Below are 14,944 nucleotides of genomic sequence, written 5' to 3'. Positions count from 1 at the left end.
AAAAGAGAAAAGAAAAAGCCGCCAAATGGCGACTTTTAGCGTGACGACTAAGGAGATCGTTCTATCCTGTTTACTGCTGATAAAAACGCAGCAAATTCCCATTGATCACCTTGTCTGATAAGGAGAGCTCTTTATTGGCTTTTTCGATATAAGGCTGACATACCTCGTCCTGCTTCACGGGTTCTTTTGTTTTTTGATCATAGCAGGTGTTTTTTGTATAGAGATAATCATCTGTAATAAAGTTCCCGTTTCTCAGTACAGCGAAAGGCGTCCGTTCATTTGAAAATAAATCATTGCCGAATTGAATGGAATCCTTCGTTTCAATCCCTAGTAAGTGAAGAAGTGTTGGCTTTACGTCTATTTGACCAGCTGTTTCAGAAATCGTCTGCGGTGCTTGATCCGTGACACCAGGAATGTAAATTAAAAAGGGAACACGCTGCAGTTTGACCGCATCAAACGGTGTGATTTCCTCTTGATTAAGCAACTGTGCCATTGCCTCATGATGTGCCTCAGAGATGCCATAATGGTCACCCATGAGGACAAACATCGTATTGTGATACAATCCTTCTTCTTTCATACGGTCAAAAAATGTCTTAATCGCTTCATCTTGATAGCGGACGGTCGTCACATAGCGATTTAAAATGGTACTGGACGAATCATATTCATCAATAAACTGATCCTTCGGGTCAATTTCAAATGGAAAATGGTTGGTCAAAGTAATAAACGTACTGTAATAAGGCTGCTTCAACTTTTTTAAATGATCAACGGATTGATCAAAGAAGTCGATATCCTTTAAGCCCCAGCCAGTGGAATTCAGTTCATTGACATGATATGAATCGACATCATAAAAACGATCAATTCCTAGAGATTCATACATCACATCACGATTCCAAAACGTTTTATTATTTGCATGAAATTGGACGGATTGATAGTTTTCTTTTTTCAACTGCTTGTATAACGTGTCATATTCATTGTCACTTGCTGTGAAAAAGACAGCGCCGCTGCTAGAAGGATAGAGGGAATTAGCGACAATAAACTCTGAATCGGACGTCTTCCCCTGCTCTGTCTGCTGATAAAATTCATCAAAATAAAAACTCTTTTTAGCCAATTGATTTAAAAAGGGAGTGATATATTGTCCATTTACCTTTTGGTTCATGACAAATTGCTGCGTGGATTCAAGTGAAATGAACACAACGTTTTTGTCTTTAGCAAGTCCGAAGTACTTTTCGTTTGGTCCGCTGTAATCAGCCTTTGTGTAGTTTGCTACAGTAGAAAGCGTATCTTCATCTGCAAAGGCCTTTTGTCCAATGCGTGCCGTTTGGGCAGCACCGTCATACAGATGGAATTGGAACAGCCCTAGGTTTCTGACAATGACTTCACGATCATAAGAGCTTGTCAGAAATCGAGGGTGATCCATCATAGCTGAGCTGACATGAAACAATAGGAAGCTGCAACAGATCGCATAATATGTTTTGATCGTCTTGTATGACGCTTTTGGGGCTAATGGTTTGCGCTTGAGCAGCCAAGCAAGTACAACAAAATCAACGAGCATCAGCACAAAGAGCGGGTGGAATAATTCGGTCATACTGCTGCCCATATCTCCCATGTTCTTCGCTTGGAATAGCACGGGAATGGTAATGAAATCAATGTAAAAACCATAAAAGATCGTATTCGATATAAGAATAGCCGTAAGAATAAAATTTGCAGTCAATAAAAAGACCTTTTGTTTGGTTTCATTTAAAAAAAGAGCTATCCCAAACAAAGGGAGTAGAAAGCTAAGTGGATTGATCAAAAGCAGCCATTCATGAAACAGATTGGCCGTTCGTATGTGAAATCCTAGTTGATAAATGATGTATGTTTTCATCCACATGAAGAGGATGGAATACACTAAAAACCAGTGATTTTTGAAAAACGCTTTCATTTATGTATCTCCTCATCATTCTGTATTCAGCTGCAAGGCAAAAACACTTATCTTAAACCTACTAAAAAAATGAGGAATGATCAATTGATATCTTATTTTTTCGCAAAACTCTTTTTTATTCTGTTAGAACTGAATGGGGATAGATATGCCGCAGATGACGGCGATGTAATAGCAAGTGACGACAGTGAGAGCAGCTAGTACGACTTGTTCTCCTGTGCTGCCTGTTTTGACATAGAAGGGGAGACGCACTTTAATGGAAGCTGGAAATAAAAATTTAATGCCGTTCACTGTTCCAGCATCAAGGATAAGGTGGCTCGCCATTCCAACTAGTAAACCGATACTTAGGCTGTCATTTGGAATGTATGTTGTCGCAAGAAAATAAATGATCAGCAGAAATAATAAACTGTGAGTGAACGTGCGATGACCGAATACGCTGCTGATCAGTGCCGAGAGCAGCGGAAATTTTCTACCGATTTTACTTTTTGTATGGCAAAGATCGGGGATCAAAGCACCTGCTGATCCAGCTGCAGCCATGATGACTGGGTCGAATCCGTAGTAGTAGGCGACGGCTGTTGAGGCGGCGATTCCGCCCATAATGTGTGTTTTTCCTGTCATGATGCGTACTCCTGTTCTATCTTTTGTTCAAGTACCCACTATATCAAGGGTGAATTCATTCAGCAAGGCTTATTTCTAAAGAAAAAGAGGACAAAAGGGTTGGCTGATTGGAAAAACATTCTATAATAAGGGGGAAGTCATGTTGATACTAACGATAAGGATGCGATTCGGATGGGTAATGCAGACATTTTAAAAGAAATTGTTCTTGTACATTATGAAGTCAGCCGTAAATTAAACCGCAAGTTACTTGAGTTAGAAAAAGACATCACGCCTCCGCAGATATATGCTCTTTCTATTTTGATACAAGGCGAAGTATCACATGCTGAAGAGCTGAAACAAAGACTCTCTTTAAACCCAGGTGCAGCCTCCATTGCACTCAATAAATTATGTGAGCAGGGCTATATTCAGAGAGAACGGGACAAAGACGACCCCTCGCTCGTCCGTTTAGAAGCCACCGAAAAAGGGCAGGCGATTTATGAGAAGCATACACGTCTTTTCGGAAAGGTGATTCAGCATATGATGTCAGACTTTACAAAGGAAGACTTAAAGACCTTTTTGACGTACCTGCAAAAAATGAGACAGACCTTTCATGATGATTGAGCCTTTCCACTTTGTATAATGCGGCGCACTGTAGCACAAATTAAACAGGCAACCGCATTTTATGAAAAGGGAGGAAACAGCGATGTCATTTTTCCAAAAGGATAAAAAGGCGAAAAGCGAGAAAGACCACAAGCAAGTAGATCAGCTGTTAGAAGAAGCAAGCAAAGAGCTAGCAGGCGATCCGCTTCAGGAAGCTGTACAAAAGAAGAAAAACAATGATCAATAAGCAGGTATAGGGCAGAGCCATGATTCTCTGCCTCAGCGTGTAGACAAACCCTCGCATTCGGTGTCAGGTCTGCGCTCCGGTGCTCACGAATAGTCAATTCGCTCTGCTCCGGTGCTCGTCCTTCCTAGACTGCAAAGGTTTTCTATCACGCTGGAAAGAAGACAAAGGGCTAAAACCAGATCATTTTAGCCCTTTGTCAACAATCTGGGGCAGAGAAATGATTCTCTGCCTTTTTCTATGTTTTTCCCTTTGACAGAAGTGAGAATGTTTGATAACCTTCGTGTAGTAAAAATGAATAGAAATCCTCACGCTATGTCTCAGTGAGGTAGAGGTTGCGCGGATGATGAGTCACTCATGGGAGAGATGGAATCGAAGATCATGAGAAAAAAGGCATCAGCGCCGAAGTGTAGAGAGAGCTCCAACTTTCTTTATGCTGGGTCTGCATTGAATAAATGCAGGACTGCCACGTCTTTGAAGCGTGGAGGGCTATCCGGAGATCAAGGTGTATGTTTTGAAAAGCATGGACTGTTGTTCAGGCTTTTTTTTATGTTCTGAGTACCGAAGATAAGGGTATGCTGTTAAGAAAGTGACCCATGATGAACATAAAGAATACAAGTCATTGCTTCACAAATATATCAATGAAGATACTGCCGGGTCTGGTCCGAAGTGAATATAACGGAGGTACGAAAATGGAACAGACAAAAAAATGGGGTTTTTGGTTATTGACGGCTTTTGTCGTCGGAAATATGGTAGGTTCAGGCATCTTTATGCTGCCAAGTACGCTTTCCCAGCATGCGAGTCCTTTAGGTGTGACGATGGCATGGCTTGTCACAGGTGGCGGTGTGCTGATGATTGCACTTGTTTTTGGGCATTTGTCCATTCATAAGCCGCAGCTAACGGCTGGACCACAAAGTTATGCAAGAGCGCTTTTTAACGATCCGAAAAAAGGGAAAGCGGCCGGTTTTACAATGGTTTGGGGATATTGGGTAGCAAGCTGGATTAGTAATGTCGCAATTATTACGAGTCTTGCTGGTTATTTAACGACATTTTTCCCTATTCTCACCGTGAAGACGGAGATTTTCACCTTTGGTAAAGAAGCGATCACGCTTGGTCAGCTGACAACGTTTATTGTATGTACCATTCTTCTTTGGGGAACACATACGATCTTAATTACAAGCTTAAGTGCTGCAAGTAAATTAAACTTTATTACGACCTTTTCAAAGGTACTTGGATTCGTCCTTTTTATTGTTGCGGGATTATTTGCATTCCAAACGGCATTATTTGAACATTATTACTTCCCAGTTGCAGCAGAAGGCGAAGGAATGCTCGGACTTGGAGGCCAAATTCATCATGCGGCCATTTCCACACTATGGGCATTTATTGGCATCGAATCTGCTGTCATTTTATCAGGAAGAGCGTCCTCGCAGCGCGATGTGAAACGTGCAACGATTACAGGTCTTTTAATTGCACTTTCTATCTACATGGTTATTACTTTGATTACAATGGGCGTCCTACCGCACGATCAGTTGCAAGGCTCAGATAAACCATTCGTTGACGTGCTTCAGCTCATTATAGGACCGGCTGGCGGAATTGTAATGGCATTGCTTGCGATTATTTGTTTATTTGGTTCGATGCTCGGCTGGATCTTACTTGGTTCAGAAGTACCGTATCAAGCAGCAAAGGCTGGCGATTTCCCGGCAGTATTTGCAAAAACAAACAAAAAAGGCAGTCCTGTTTTTGCTTTAACGGTCACAAACATTATGTCACAGCTGTTTATTTTCTCAGTGATGTCTCGTACGATTAACGAAGCTTTTACCTTTTTAACAACATCAGCGACACTTGCGTATCTCATTCCGTATATTGTGTCTTCGATCTATAGCTTTAAAGTCATCATGCAAGGTGACACGTATGATCTTCAAAAAGGGAAGCGAACAAGAGACGGAATCATTGCACTTGTAGCGATGGGGTATTCCGCTTGGGTCATTATTTCAGGAACAGCTGATTTGAAAACATTTGGACTTGGCATCGGTCTGTTTTTAGTAGGTATTTTGCTTTATCCATTCATGTCAAAAGGATTTGCCAAAGGAACAGAATAAGGGAAACGTTTCTTCACTTGTGGAGAAACGTTTTTTTATGATGCAGATGTTAAACGGTCCACAATAAACTCAAGCTGTCCTTCTAGTGACACTGGGTCATTAAAGAAGTAACCGACAGGATCGATTTCAAATACGTGTTTATTTTGTACAGCAGGAAGTGATGCCCAAATGCTGCTTTCATACACCTGGTCTCCTTTACTTTTTGAACCGCTCCATGGACTAGTGAAAATATAGTCGCCTGCGTATTCTGGCAGCTTTTCAAGGGAAATGTTTGCATAGCCGACCCCGCTGTCGATGGCATCTTTTTTAACTGCCTTTGGCGCACGTAATTTCAACTCGTCATAAATAATTTCGCCTCCGCGTGCAAAGGTGTTTCCAAAGATATAGATACCTTTATCAAAAGGTGACACGATTGAAACGGTTTTGCTGCCGACCGCTTTTGTTACTCTAGGCTTTACCTCAGCAATTTTGGTGTCCCATTTCGTGATCCATTCTGCTGCTTTTTTCGGTGTACCTGTCATTTTACCGAATTCTTTTAGCTGATCTTTAAAGGAATATTGATTGTATTTAATGGCAACGGTTGGCGCAATTTTTTTGTATTGATCAAATTTCTCGTCTTCTCCCCAAGCGATAATCATATCTGGCTTCAAAGCGGCTACTTTTTCGACAGAAGGGGTTGTTCCAAGGTTTTTAACACCATCCGCTTTTCCTTTATAGAAAGGGTTTTTAAAGATGGGGGCAGTTGTAGCAATCGGTGTCTTGCCAAGTGTCACGAGGTCTCCGTAGTAGCTTTCTGCCAGAAGCACAATTCGTTTCGGATCTTTAGGGAGTTTGACTTCACCTTTGACATCTTGATAAGTGATTGTGTCATTCTGGTTGGCGCCAGATTTTTTATTTGAAGTGCTGCCGCAAGCAGCTGTAAACAGCATAAGAATGGCTAAGGAAATCAAAAGAAATCCAGATCGTTTTTTCACAAAGATTCTCTCCTATTCACTTTCTTGTGATAATGATTCTCAATTTCAATTGTATCGTAACATGATGGGATGAAAAATGCATCGGCTATTTTAGGTCCTAAAGAAAAATGGTAAATTTCTCACGGTTTTTTGATGAAAATAAAGAAAATGTTCAGAACAATGATTTCAAAAAGAAAAGAAAGTGATATACTAGACTTCGAGATTGATAATCATTATCACTAATGAGGAATAGATTTGAACGGAAAGGAAGAGACTGGTTTTGGGCTCACAATCGAATAAACAGCTGCCGGCCAAAGACGATGCAATGGATATTGTCACAAAGCCCTTTGGAACAGCAGTTGTTGTCATCATAGGAATCATCGCTTTAGCATTTGGTCTTTTTTTATCGGTATCATTAGGAGCGGCAAACATTCATTTGCACACTGTGTGGGAAGCCATTTTTTATTTTGATCCACAACAAACTTCACATCAAATCATCCGAGAATTAAGGCTGCCTCGTACAATTGGAGCAGCACTCGTCGGTGCCTTTTTAGCCGTATCGGGGGCTATTATGCAAGGCATGACAAGAAATGCGCTTGCGTCTCCTGAAATTATGGGTGTGACAAATGGCTCTGCATTTGCGATTGCCATTGCGTTTGCTTTTTTCCCAGGACAATCTTCTTTTACATTAATTCTTTGGTCATTTGTTGGTGCGGCACTCGCTGCCTCTATTCTGTTTGGTGTCGGTACTCTTTCAAAAGGTGGATTGACCCCAGTGAAGCTCGCACTAGCTGGTACGGCTGTTGGGGCACTTTTAAGCTCCATCTCCTCAGCAATTGCCATCCGGTTTGACGTCGCTCAAGACATGAGCTTTTGGTATGCTGGCGGCGTGGCTGGTGTGAATTGGAGCAATATTAAGGTCATCATTCCAGTTGCGGTTGCGGGGCTGATCATCGCAATGATTCTTGCCCGCTCGATCACTGTTCTCAGCTTAGGTGATGAATTGGCAAAAGGGCTTGGACAGTACACGAAAACTGTCAAGGTACTTGGAATATTGGTCGTCATTCTTCTAACAGGTGCTGCTGTCTCAGTGGCCGGTTCTATTGGCTTTATCGGGCTTGTGATTCCTCATGTCACTCGTTTCTTGGTCGGAGTTGACTATCGATGGATTATCCCATGCTCAGCTATTTTAGGGGCGGTTCTGTTAATTTATGCAGACATTGCTGCAAGGCTGGTCAATGCCCCATTTGAAACGCCAGTCGGTGCCATTACTGCAATTATAGGCGTTCCTTTCTTCTTATATTTAGCTAGACGTGAAAGGAGCGGGATTTAGATGGAAATGGTGCAGCAGGCAAAGAAAAAGAAATACAAACGAACGATGCTCATGATCTTTTTGGCGATCGTGGCTGTGTTCCTTATTAGTTTAAATACCGGAGAAATTCGCATTTCTCCGATGGATACATTGAAAACATTTTTTGGATTCGGAAGTGAAATGGATGAGCTTGTATTATTCGAGTTCAGACTTCCAAGAATGGTCATCGCTTTACTTGTTGGGGCTTCTATCGCTGTATCAGGAGCGATTTGGCAAGGTGTTTCTCAGAACGGTTTAGCCGACCCAGGCATTCTTGGTGTCAATGCGGGCGCAGGCTTTGCAGTGGTTTTGTTTATTTTTGCTTTCCAAGGTACGATGTCAAACCTAGGTGATTTTACGATCTTTGTACTGCCGCTCTTCGCTTTTGTAGGTGCAGGCTTTGCTGCATTTCTCATCTATGTGTTAGCGTGGAAAAAGGGCATCACACCTGTTCGTTTGATCTTAACTGGTATTGGTGTCAATGCTGCATTTTCAGCAGCGATTGTGGTGATTCAATTAAAAATGAGCCCAAATGATTTTAACCAAGCCATTGTGTGGTTATCTGGAAGCATTTGGGGCTCAAGCTGGACGTATGTCCTGGCTGTCCTGCCATGGATGCTGATTTTCCTTGTATTAGCGGTTGTAAGAGCACGCTACTTAAATATCATGAATTTGGGTGACCAGCTTTCCTATGGCTTAGGGATTTCGGTTCATAAAGAAAGAAGCTTTTTTATGCTGATTGCTGTTGCATTAGCAGGTGCTAGTGTCGCTGTTGCAGGTAGTATCTCGTTCCTAGGGTTAGCCGCACCGCACTTGGCGAGAAAGCTTGTTGGACCAAAGCATCAAGGAATGATACCAGCCTCCGCGTTGATTGGCGCATTGTTATTATTACTGGCAGATACACTTGGCCGCGTCATACTTGCACCATCAGAGGTGCCAGTTGGTCTTGTCGTTTCGGCTTTAGGCGCACCTTACTTCATTTACTTATTGATGAAAACGAACTAAGAAGGAAGGAGAGTACAACATATGAAATCGCTCGAAACAGAAAAGCTTTGTATTGGCTATAATGACCGTTTGATTGTAGACGATTTAAATATCAGTATCCCAAAAGGCAAGGTGACGACATTGATTGGACCGAATGGGTGCGGGAAATCAACGATTTTAAAAACAATGTCCCGTATCATGAAGTCCAATCAAGGAGCTGTTTACTTAAATGGCCAGGCCATCCATCAAACGCCAACAAAAGAAATTTCAAAACAAATGGCGATCTTACCGCAGACTCCCGAAGCACCAAGCGGGCTGACAGTCTATGAGCTTGTGTCATATGGACGTTTCCCGCATCAAAATGGATTTGGACGCTTATCAAATGAAGATAAACGAATCATCAGATGGGCACTTGAAGAAACGGGTATGATTGCTTTTCATGACCGGCCAATTGAAGCACTTTCTGGTGGACAGCGTCAGCGTGTATGGATTGCGATGGCACTTGCCCAGGAAACAGAACTGCTTCTATTGGATGAGCCGACGACGTATTTGGACCTTGCACATCAGCTCGAAATTCTTCAGCTGTTAGAACGGTTAAACAGAGAGCAGGGACGAACTGTGTTGATGGTCATTCATGATTTAAATCATGCGGCACGTTTTTCTCATTACATGATTGCCCTCAATCAAGGAAAAGTTATCAAAGATGGGTCGCCTCATGTGGTCATGACCAAAGAGGTGCTTGGTCAGGTATTCCACATTGATGCAGAAATTGTACTTGATCCTAGAACAAATAAGCCGATCTGTTTAACATATGACTTAATGAATCATGAAAGAAAGCTAGAAGCTGTGAATGGATAATAGATGGACAAGGAACTCGGTGTGACTACCGGGTTTTTTTGTGTCCTCGAAAATACCTAGTGTTTCCATTTTCTCCAGTTGATATTTTTCGCTTTTATGCAGAAAAGAGGTACTTTTTTACTTTAGACAATGGTAATATACGGTTAGAGATCATAGCTAGAAAGGAAAGAGATGCGTGGAAACAGCAAAAATATTGATTGCAGATGACGAAGAAGCAATTGTCAAAATGGTTGAACGCGTATTAAAAAAAGAAGGATTCAAGCATATATATAAAGCCTACCATGCAGATGAAGCATTAGATATTGTCAAAAACGAGGACATCCACCTCTTACTTCTAGACGTGATGATGCCTGGTAAGTCTGGCTTTGATGTTCTTCCTGAAATGAGAAAATATACGAAAGCGCCCATTTTCTATTTAACTGCAAGAACGTCTGATGTAGATAAACTGACCGGCTTTGCGCAGGGGGCAGATGATTACATTACAAAACCATTTAACCCGCTAGAGCTAGTGGCTAGAATTAAGGCTCACTTAAACCGAACTTATATCTCCTTGCAGGAAGACCAAGATGATGCCCAAAGCCGATATGAATATGCCCATTTCTCCTATCATCCTCATTCAGCCGAATTGAAAGTAAGAGGAGAGGTGACTGCATGCTCAGCCCAGCTTCTCTCCTTGCTGAAGTACTTTTGTGATCATCCGAATGTGGTTCTTTCAAAAGATCAAATCTATGAGAAAGTATGGGGCGTCCCATCATATGGTGATAACAACACCGTGATGGTTCATATCCGAAAGCTGAGAGAAAAGATCGAGTTAGATCCGAGTCAGCCAGAATATATTGTGACGATCCGTGGTATGGGCTATAAATTTATACCGCACCCAGCAAAGGTTCTTAAATAATTTATGAATTTACGAGCAAAACTCTTCTTTCACTTTGTTGGACAAATGTTTATTGTGATTGCCATTTTGATCATCGGAAATACGTTCTCTGATAATTTATATTTAAAAAAATACTACGAGAACATGGCTGAAACCGGTTTAACAAAAGCTGATGGAGATACACTCATGAGCTGGCTTTATTTTAACGAGGATGGAGAAATGGAAGCTGATGATCAGCTGAAACAAGCAGTGAGAAAACGAGACGGCTGGCTGCAAGTCATTGATTCAAAAAAACACAACGTCTATAGCTATCACCGCCCTAAGTCCATTCCAACTTCCTATCAAAAGGATGAAATGATCAAGATCTTTGAAAAAAGACAATTCAAAGATTATAAGATGTACTTCTGGCCAATTGAGATTGATCAAAAAAGCTTTATCGTGCTATATGGGTTTAAAACGAACAGCACAAAGGTCGCCAATTATCTGAAGCAGCACGAGAAAAATTTGGCTGCACTCTCTCAATATTCAGTTGAAACGAAAGAATTCTTGAAGAGAATGAATGGATCGGTGCATCTGTTCAATGATGAAGGGAAATATTTACAAGGTATTCGAGCCAATACCAATTTGAAACATGAGGTAACAGATGTTGAACTGCTCAAGTATCAATCAAAGCCTTGGGAGTTTAGAAGTGATCTGTCTTATATCAGGGTGAATAAAAACCGGTATATCATTATTTCTGTACCAAATAAAGTATACAGCCCAGATGGATTATACGATAAAGAAACAGACGCTTTAAATCAATATACGACCATCTTAATTGCAGGTCTTGCGATTACGATTATTATCGTCATGACATTATGGTACTCGTATCGCTATGGACTGCCGATCTATCACATTATCCGCTGGCTGATTTTCTTATCTAGAAATAAATTACAGGAACCAACAAATAGAAAAGGAATTCCAATCAGTAAAAATAAAAAAGGTCGTATTAAGCGGGAATACCGATTATTTGAGGATATTCTAAAAACAATGGATCAGCTCACGCTTACATTAAAAGAGAATGAAGCAAACCGAAGAAAAATTCAAACCACAAGGGAAGAATGGATTGCAGGATTGTCTCATGATTTGAAAACACCCCTTAGTACGATTTATGGCTACGGGCTCATGCTTGAATCTGATCAATATCAATGGTCAAAGGAAGAAGTCATGGAAATGGGACAGGTGATTCGTGAGAAATCAGAATACATGTCGACCTTGATTGAAGATTTAAACCTCACGTATCGATTGAAAAATGGGGCCTTGCCTATTAATCGAAAGCCGGTCGAGCTGGGTGAATTTTTAGCCTCTATTATGGACGAGTTTTCAAGAAGCTCTTTTTCTGAGGATTTTTCATCCTCTTTTGAAGATCAAACTAACGGTGTCATCTTTGAGATCGACAAAGCTTGGTTCAGACGAGTGATTGAGAACCTGCTGGCGAATGCAGTCAAGCATAACCAAAAAGGCACGCATATTACAGCTGTTTTGTCTGAAACAAATGAAGAAGTTCGGATCGAAATGAAAGACAACGGATGCGGAATGGCACAAGAAACGGTCGATCACTTATTTAACCGCTACTATAGAGGGACAAATACAAATGACCCAACGAATGGAACAGGACTTGGTCTGGCAATAGCAAAAGAGCTTGTCTTGCTGCATGACGGTGATATTCAAGTAGAAAGTGAACCAGGTGCAGGAACAACTATTGCGATTATCCTAAAAAAATCACCTCCTGTAAAATAGCCAAAAAACGATTTTCCTTTCTTAAGGAGATCGTTTTTTCCTGTTTTAGGATTGAAATCATCTTTGTAAACGATTACAATTAAATTGTTAACGTGAACAAATTATTTTCATACGATAAGAGGGATGGGGGAATTTGATGAAAGCCTTTTTAGAAGAGCAGTTTTTACTAAACAGTCCAACGGCGGAAAAGTTATACCATGAGTTTGCAAAGGATCTTCCAATCATAGATTACCATTGTCATTTAAGTCCTAAAGACATCTATGAAAATAAAACCTTCCGAAATATTACCGAGGCATGGCTTTATGGAGATCATTACAAATGGCGTGCCATGAGAGCAAACGGCATCCCTGAAACGCACGTCACGGGGGATGCATCTGATTATGATAAATTTTTGACGTGGGCGAAGACCGTCCCTATGACCATAGGAAATCCGCTCTATCACTGGACCCATCTAGAGCTGAGAAGGTATTTCGGAGTCGAATACCTATTAAATGAAAAAAATGCAGATATCATTTGGCAGAAAATCAATGAAAAGCTGCAAGGAGAGGGATTTGGGGCGAGAGACTTCATCATGAAATCAAACGTTGAAACCGTTGTGACAACAGATGATCCGGTCGATTCACTTCAATATCATCAAAAACTGCGGGAAGAAGGATTTTCTGTACAAGTGCTTCCAGGGTTTCGACCTGATAAAGCACTCGATATAGCGAATGATCTGTTTGAAAAATATGTTCATGAGCTGGCAGAGGCTTCAGCTATCCCAATACAATCCTACCAAGACTTCTTGAATGCCCTCCGTGCGAGAATTGATTTTTTCCATGAACACGGCTGCTTGATCTCGGATCATGCCATTAATGAAATGACATATGAAGAAACGACACAAGAAGAAGTGGAGACCATCTTTCATAAAAGAATGTCTAATCATCCATTGACGGAAAAAGAGAAGATTAAATTTAAAACAGAGACATTCATTATGCTAGGTCAGGCTTACTGTGAGCGTGGCTGGGCAATGCAGCTTCATATCAATGCACTTAGAAACAACAATACGAAAATGTTTGAGAGGCTTGGACCAGATACGGGGTACGATGCGATGAATGACGAAGACATTGCAAAGCCGCTTTGCCGAATATTAGATCGTTTAGAACAAGAAGATGCATTGCCAAACACGATTCTGTATTCCTTAAATCCAAGGGACAATGTAGTGATATCAACATTGGCTGGAAGCTTTCAAGACGGGAAGACACCTGGGAAGATGCAGCACGGCACAGCTTGGTGGTTTAATGATACGAAGCAAGGAATGACAGAGCAGATGATGGCTCTTTCCAGTATCGGACTGATCAGCCGTTTTATCGGGATGCTGACAGATTCACGAAGCTTTTTGTCCTATACAAGGCATGAATATTTCCGAAGACTGCTTTGTGATATCATCGGGGATTGGGTAGAAAAAGGAGAAGTCCCCTATGACCTTGAGCTGTTAGGGGAGATCGTGAAAGGAATCAGCTATGAAAATGCGAAGCGATATTTTCAATTTGACCGGGCAAAGCAGCTCCATCATCAAAGTAAAATCACATGAGGAAAAAGGCAAGAAAATGAAAGCGGTTTTATGATAAGATGGAAAAAAATCATAAAAGGCGGAATAGCATGACAGTCACAATTAAAGACATAGCAAAATTGGCAAATGTCTCTCATACAACAGTATCAAGGGCTTTGAATAACAGTCCTTTTATTAAAGAGAAGACAAAACAAAAGATTTTGTCGATTGCAAAACAGCTGAATTATTCACCAAATGTCCATGCCAGAGGCCTTGTATCACAAAAATCGTTTACAATCGGTCTGTTTTTCACGAGTTTAACAGAAGGCACATCCTCAAGCTTCTTTGTGGATGCGTTAAAAGGCGTCAATAGCGTCATGACAGAGCATTACAATCTGTTTGTTAGGGGTATTGACGATTTTCACGATTACACAACCATTCATAAACAGCGCTACGATGGCATTTTGCTGATGAGCCAAAGTGAGCACGATGAAGCGTTTATCCATCATGTCAAGAAACAGGGCATTCCAATCATTGTGCTGAACCGCCGTGTAGAAAGTAATGAAGTGATGAATATATTAGCAGATGATAGTCAAGGAGCATACCAGGCAGCACACTATTTCATTCAGAAAGGCCATCAACAAATCGCCATCATTGAAGGAAAAGAAGGCTTTAAATCGACTCAGGAGAGAAAAGCTGGCTTTCTCCAAGCGTTAATTGATCACCATATTCCTATGAAAAAAGAATATATGATCAAGGGTGACTACCATATGAAAAGCGGCTATGAATCAATGGAATCCCTGCTGACACTTGATCATCCGCCAACAGCGCTTTTTTGCTCTAACGATGACATGGCCATTGGTGCGATGAATGCTTTATATGCAAAGGGCAAGACGTGTCCAGACGATGTCTCTATTATTGGTTTTGACGATATTGCATTTTCATCCTACACCACACCTGCACTGACCACGGTAAAAAAGCCAATCGAAAAAATGTGTGCACTTGGAGCAGAAGCCATCCTATCGGTCATAAACGGTGAAGAGCAGGAAGAGGATCATATGGAAAAAGTGTATGTCCACACAGAGTTGATGATCAGAGATTCAGTCAAAAAGGTGCAGTAATCAGCATCTTTTAAAGAAAAATGTTCACGTGT

At 41.2% G+C, this 14,944-nt stretch carries 13 protein-coding genes and 1 riboswitch; of the genes, 10 read left to right on the top strand and 3 right to left on the bottom strand.

Annotated elements, in window-relative coordinates:
- Nucleotides 1–70 precede the first annotated feature (70 nt).
- Nucleotides 71–1,921, bottom strand: a complete 1,851-nt coding sequence (locus tag NST39_RS16020) for an LTA synthase family protein (RefSeq protein WP_341029224.1) — start codon at nucleotides 1,919–1,921, stop codon at nucleotides 71–73.
- A 123-nt stretch (nucleotides 1,922–2,044) separates the two neighbouring features.
- On the bottom strand, nucleotides 2,045–2,536 hold the full coding sequence (locus NST39_RS16015; RefSeq protein ID WP_050944121.1) for a metal-dependent hydrolase: 492 nt from the start codon (nucleotides 2,534–2,536) through the stop codon (nucleotides 2,045–2,047).
- A 171-nt stretch (nucleotides 2,537–2,707) separates the two neighbouring features.
- On the opposite strand from NST39_RS16015, the gene NST39_RS16010 reads away from it, so the two are divergent.
- The 3 genes from NST39_RS16010 to NST39_RS16000 all read left to right on the top strand — a co-directional run bounded on the left by NST39_RS16010 (nucleotide 2,708) and on the right by NST39_RS16000 (nucleotide 5,458).
- Nucleotides 2,708–3,136 carry a MarR family winged helix-turn-helix transcriptional regulator gene (locus NST39_RS16010; RefSeq protein WP_341029221.1) on the top strand — a complete coding sequence of 143 codons (429 nt, stop codon included), beginning with the start codon at nucleotides 2,708–2,710 and terminating at the stop codon, nucleotides 3,134–3,136.
- An 82-nt stretch (nucleotides 3,137–3,218) separates the two neighbouring features.
- Nucleotides 3,219–3,362, top strand: coding sequence for a small acid-soluble spore protein SspJ (gene sspJ, locus NST39_RS16005; RefSeq protein ID WP_003213383.1), 144 nt, complete (start codon nucleotides 3,219–3,221; stop codon nucleotides 3,360–3,362).
- A gap of 318 nt (nucleotides 3,363–3,680) precedes the next feature.
- A riboswitch (Lysine riboswitch) is annotated at nucleotides 3,681–3,859 on the top strand.
- A gap of 192 nt (nucleotides 3,860–4,051) precedes the next feature.
- On the top strand, nucleotides 4,052–5,458 hold the full coding sequence (locus NST39_RS16000; RefSeq protein WP_341029217.1) for an amino acid permease: 1,407 nt from the start codon (nucleotides 4,052–4,054) through the stop codon (nucleotides 5,456–5,458).
- Between the two features lie 35 nt (nucleotides 5,459–5,493).
- Here NST39_RS16000 and NST39_RS15995 read toward each other — a convergent pair whose 3' ends face one another.
- Entirely contained in the window at nucleotides 5,494–6,432 is a 939-nt protein-coding gene (locus tag NST39_RS15995; protein ID WP_265208503.1) for an iron-hydroxamate ABC transporter substrate-binding protein, read from the bottom strand.
- Between the two features lie 259 nt (nucleotides 6,433–6,691).
- Here NST39_RS15995 and NST39_RS15990 point away from each other — a divergent pair, with 259 nt between their 5' ends.
- The 7 genes from NST39_RS15990 (at nucleotide 6,692) to NST39_RS15960 (ending at nucleotide 14,912) form a co-directional block, all read left to right on the top strand.
- Nucleotides 6,692–7,744 carry a FecCD family ABC transporter permease gene (locus NST39_RS15990; RefSeq protein ID WP_341029214.1) on the top strand — a complete coding sequence of 351 codons (1,053 nt, stop codon included), beginning with the start codon at nucleotides 6,692–6,694 and terminating at the stop codon, nucleotides 7,742–7,744.
- Nucleotides 7,745–8,767, top strand: coding sequence for a FecCD family ABC transporter permease (locus tag NST39_RS15985; protein WP_065098030.1), 1,023 nt, complete (start codon nucleotides 7,745–7,747; stop codon nucleotides 8,765–8,767).
- Nucleotides 8,768–8,788: 21 nt separating this feature from the next.
- On the top strand, nucleotides 8,789–9,604 hold the full coding sequence (locus tag NST39_RS15980; RefSeq protein ID WP_341029210.1) for an ABC transporter ATP-binding protein: 816 nt from the start codon (nucleotides 8,789–8,791) through the stop codon (nucleotides 9,602–9,604).
- Between the two features lie 175 nt (nucleotides 9,605–9,779).
- Nucleotides 9,780–10,502 carry a response regulator transcription factor gene (locus NST39_RS15975; RefSeq protein WP_113768078.1) on the top strand — a complete coding sequence of 241 codons (723 nt, stop codon included), beginning with the start codon at nucleotides 9,780–9,782 and terminating at the stop codon, nucleotides 10,500–10,502.
- A 3-nt stretch (nucleotides 10,503–10,505) separates the two neighbouring features.
- The gene (locus NST39_RS15970; RefSeq protein ID WP_185107870.1) at nucleotides 10,506–12,260 is read left to right on the top strand and encodes a sensor histidine kinase; all 1,755 of its coding nucleotides are present in this window, start codon (nucleotides 10,506–10,508) and stop codon (nucleotides 12,258–12,260) included.
- Between the two features lie 136 nt (nucleotides 12,261–12,396).
- Nucleotides 12,397–13,833, top strand: a complete 1,437-nt coding sequence (gene uxaC / locus NST39_RS15965; RefSeq protein ID WP_278176531.1) for a glucuronate isomerase — start codon at nucleotides 12,397–12,399, stop codon at nucleotides 13,831–13,833.
- Between the two features lie 68 nt (nucleotides 13,834–13,901).
- Nucleotides 13,902–14,912: a LacI family DNA-binding transcriptional regulator gene (locus NST39_RS15960; protein WP_065098035.1), complete on the top strand. Its 1,011-nt coding sequence runs from the start codon at nucleotides 13,902–13,904 to the stop codon at nucleotides 14,910–14,912.
- Nucleotides 14,913–14,944 lie beyond the last annotated feature (32 nt).

Origin of the sequence: Bacillus sp. FSL W8-0645 (assembly GCF_038007905.1) — a bacterium.
In the GTDB taxonomy this organism is placed as follows: Bacteria; Bacillota; Bacilli; order Bacillales; family Bacillaceae; genus Bacillus; species Bacillus pumilus.
Note: the sequence above shows the minus strand (reverse complement) of the source record. Positions and strands in the feature narration are given on the sequence as shown.

What these genes read in the sequence shown, in the direction of transcription:
- NST39_RS15985 (WP_065098030.1), top strand. Translation starts at nt 7,745, where the DNA reads ATGGAAATGGTGCAGCAGGCAAAGAAAAAGAAATACAAACGAACGATG.
- NST39_RS16000 (WP_341029217.1), top strand. Translation starts at nt 4,052, where the DNA reads ATGGAACAGACAAAAAAATGGGGTTTTTGGTTATTGACGGCTTTTGTC.
- NST39_RS16020 (WP_341029224.1), bottom strand. Translation starts at nt 1,921, where the DNA reads ATGAAAGCGTTTTTCAAAAATCACTGGTTTTTAGTGTATTCCATCCTC.
- NST39_RS15960 (WP_065098035.1), top strand. Translation starts at nt 13,902, where the DNA reads ATGACAGTCACAATTAAAGACATAGCAAAATTGGCAAATGTCTCTCAT.
- NST39_RS15980 (WP_341029210.1), top strand. Translation starts at nt 8,789, where the DNA reads ATGAAATCGCTCGAAACAGAAAAGCTTTGTATTGGCTATAATGACCGT.
- NST39_RS15970 (WP_185107870.1), top strand. Translation starts at nt 10,506, where the DNA reads ATGAATTTACGAGCAAAACTCTTCTTTCACTTTGTTGGACAAATGTTT.
- sspJ (WP_003213383.1), top strand. Translation starts at nt 3,219, where the DNA reads ATGTCATTTTTCCAAAAGGATAAAAAGGCGAAAAGCGAGAAAGACCAC.
- NST39_RS16015 (WP_050944121.1), bottom strand. Translation starts at nt 2,536, where the DNA reads ATGACAGGAAAAACACACATTATGGGCGGAATCGCCGCCTCAACAGCC.
- uxaC (WP_278176531.1), top strand. Translation starts at nt 12,397, where the DNA reads ATGAAAGCCTTTTTAGAAGAGCAGTTTTTACTAAACAGTCCAACGGCG.
- NST39_RS16010 (WP_341029221.1), top strand. Translation starts at nt 2,708, where the DNA reads ATGGGTAATGCAGACATTTTAAAAGAAATTGTTCTTGTACATTATGAA.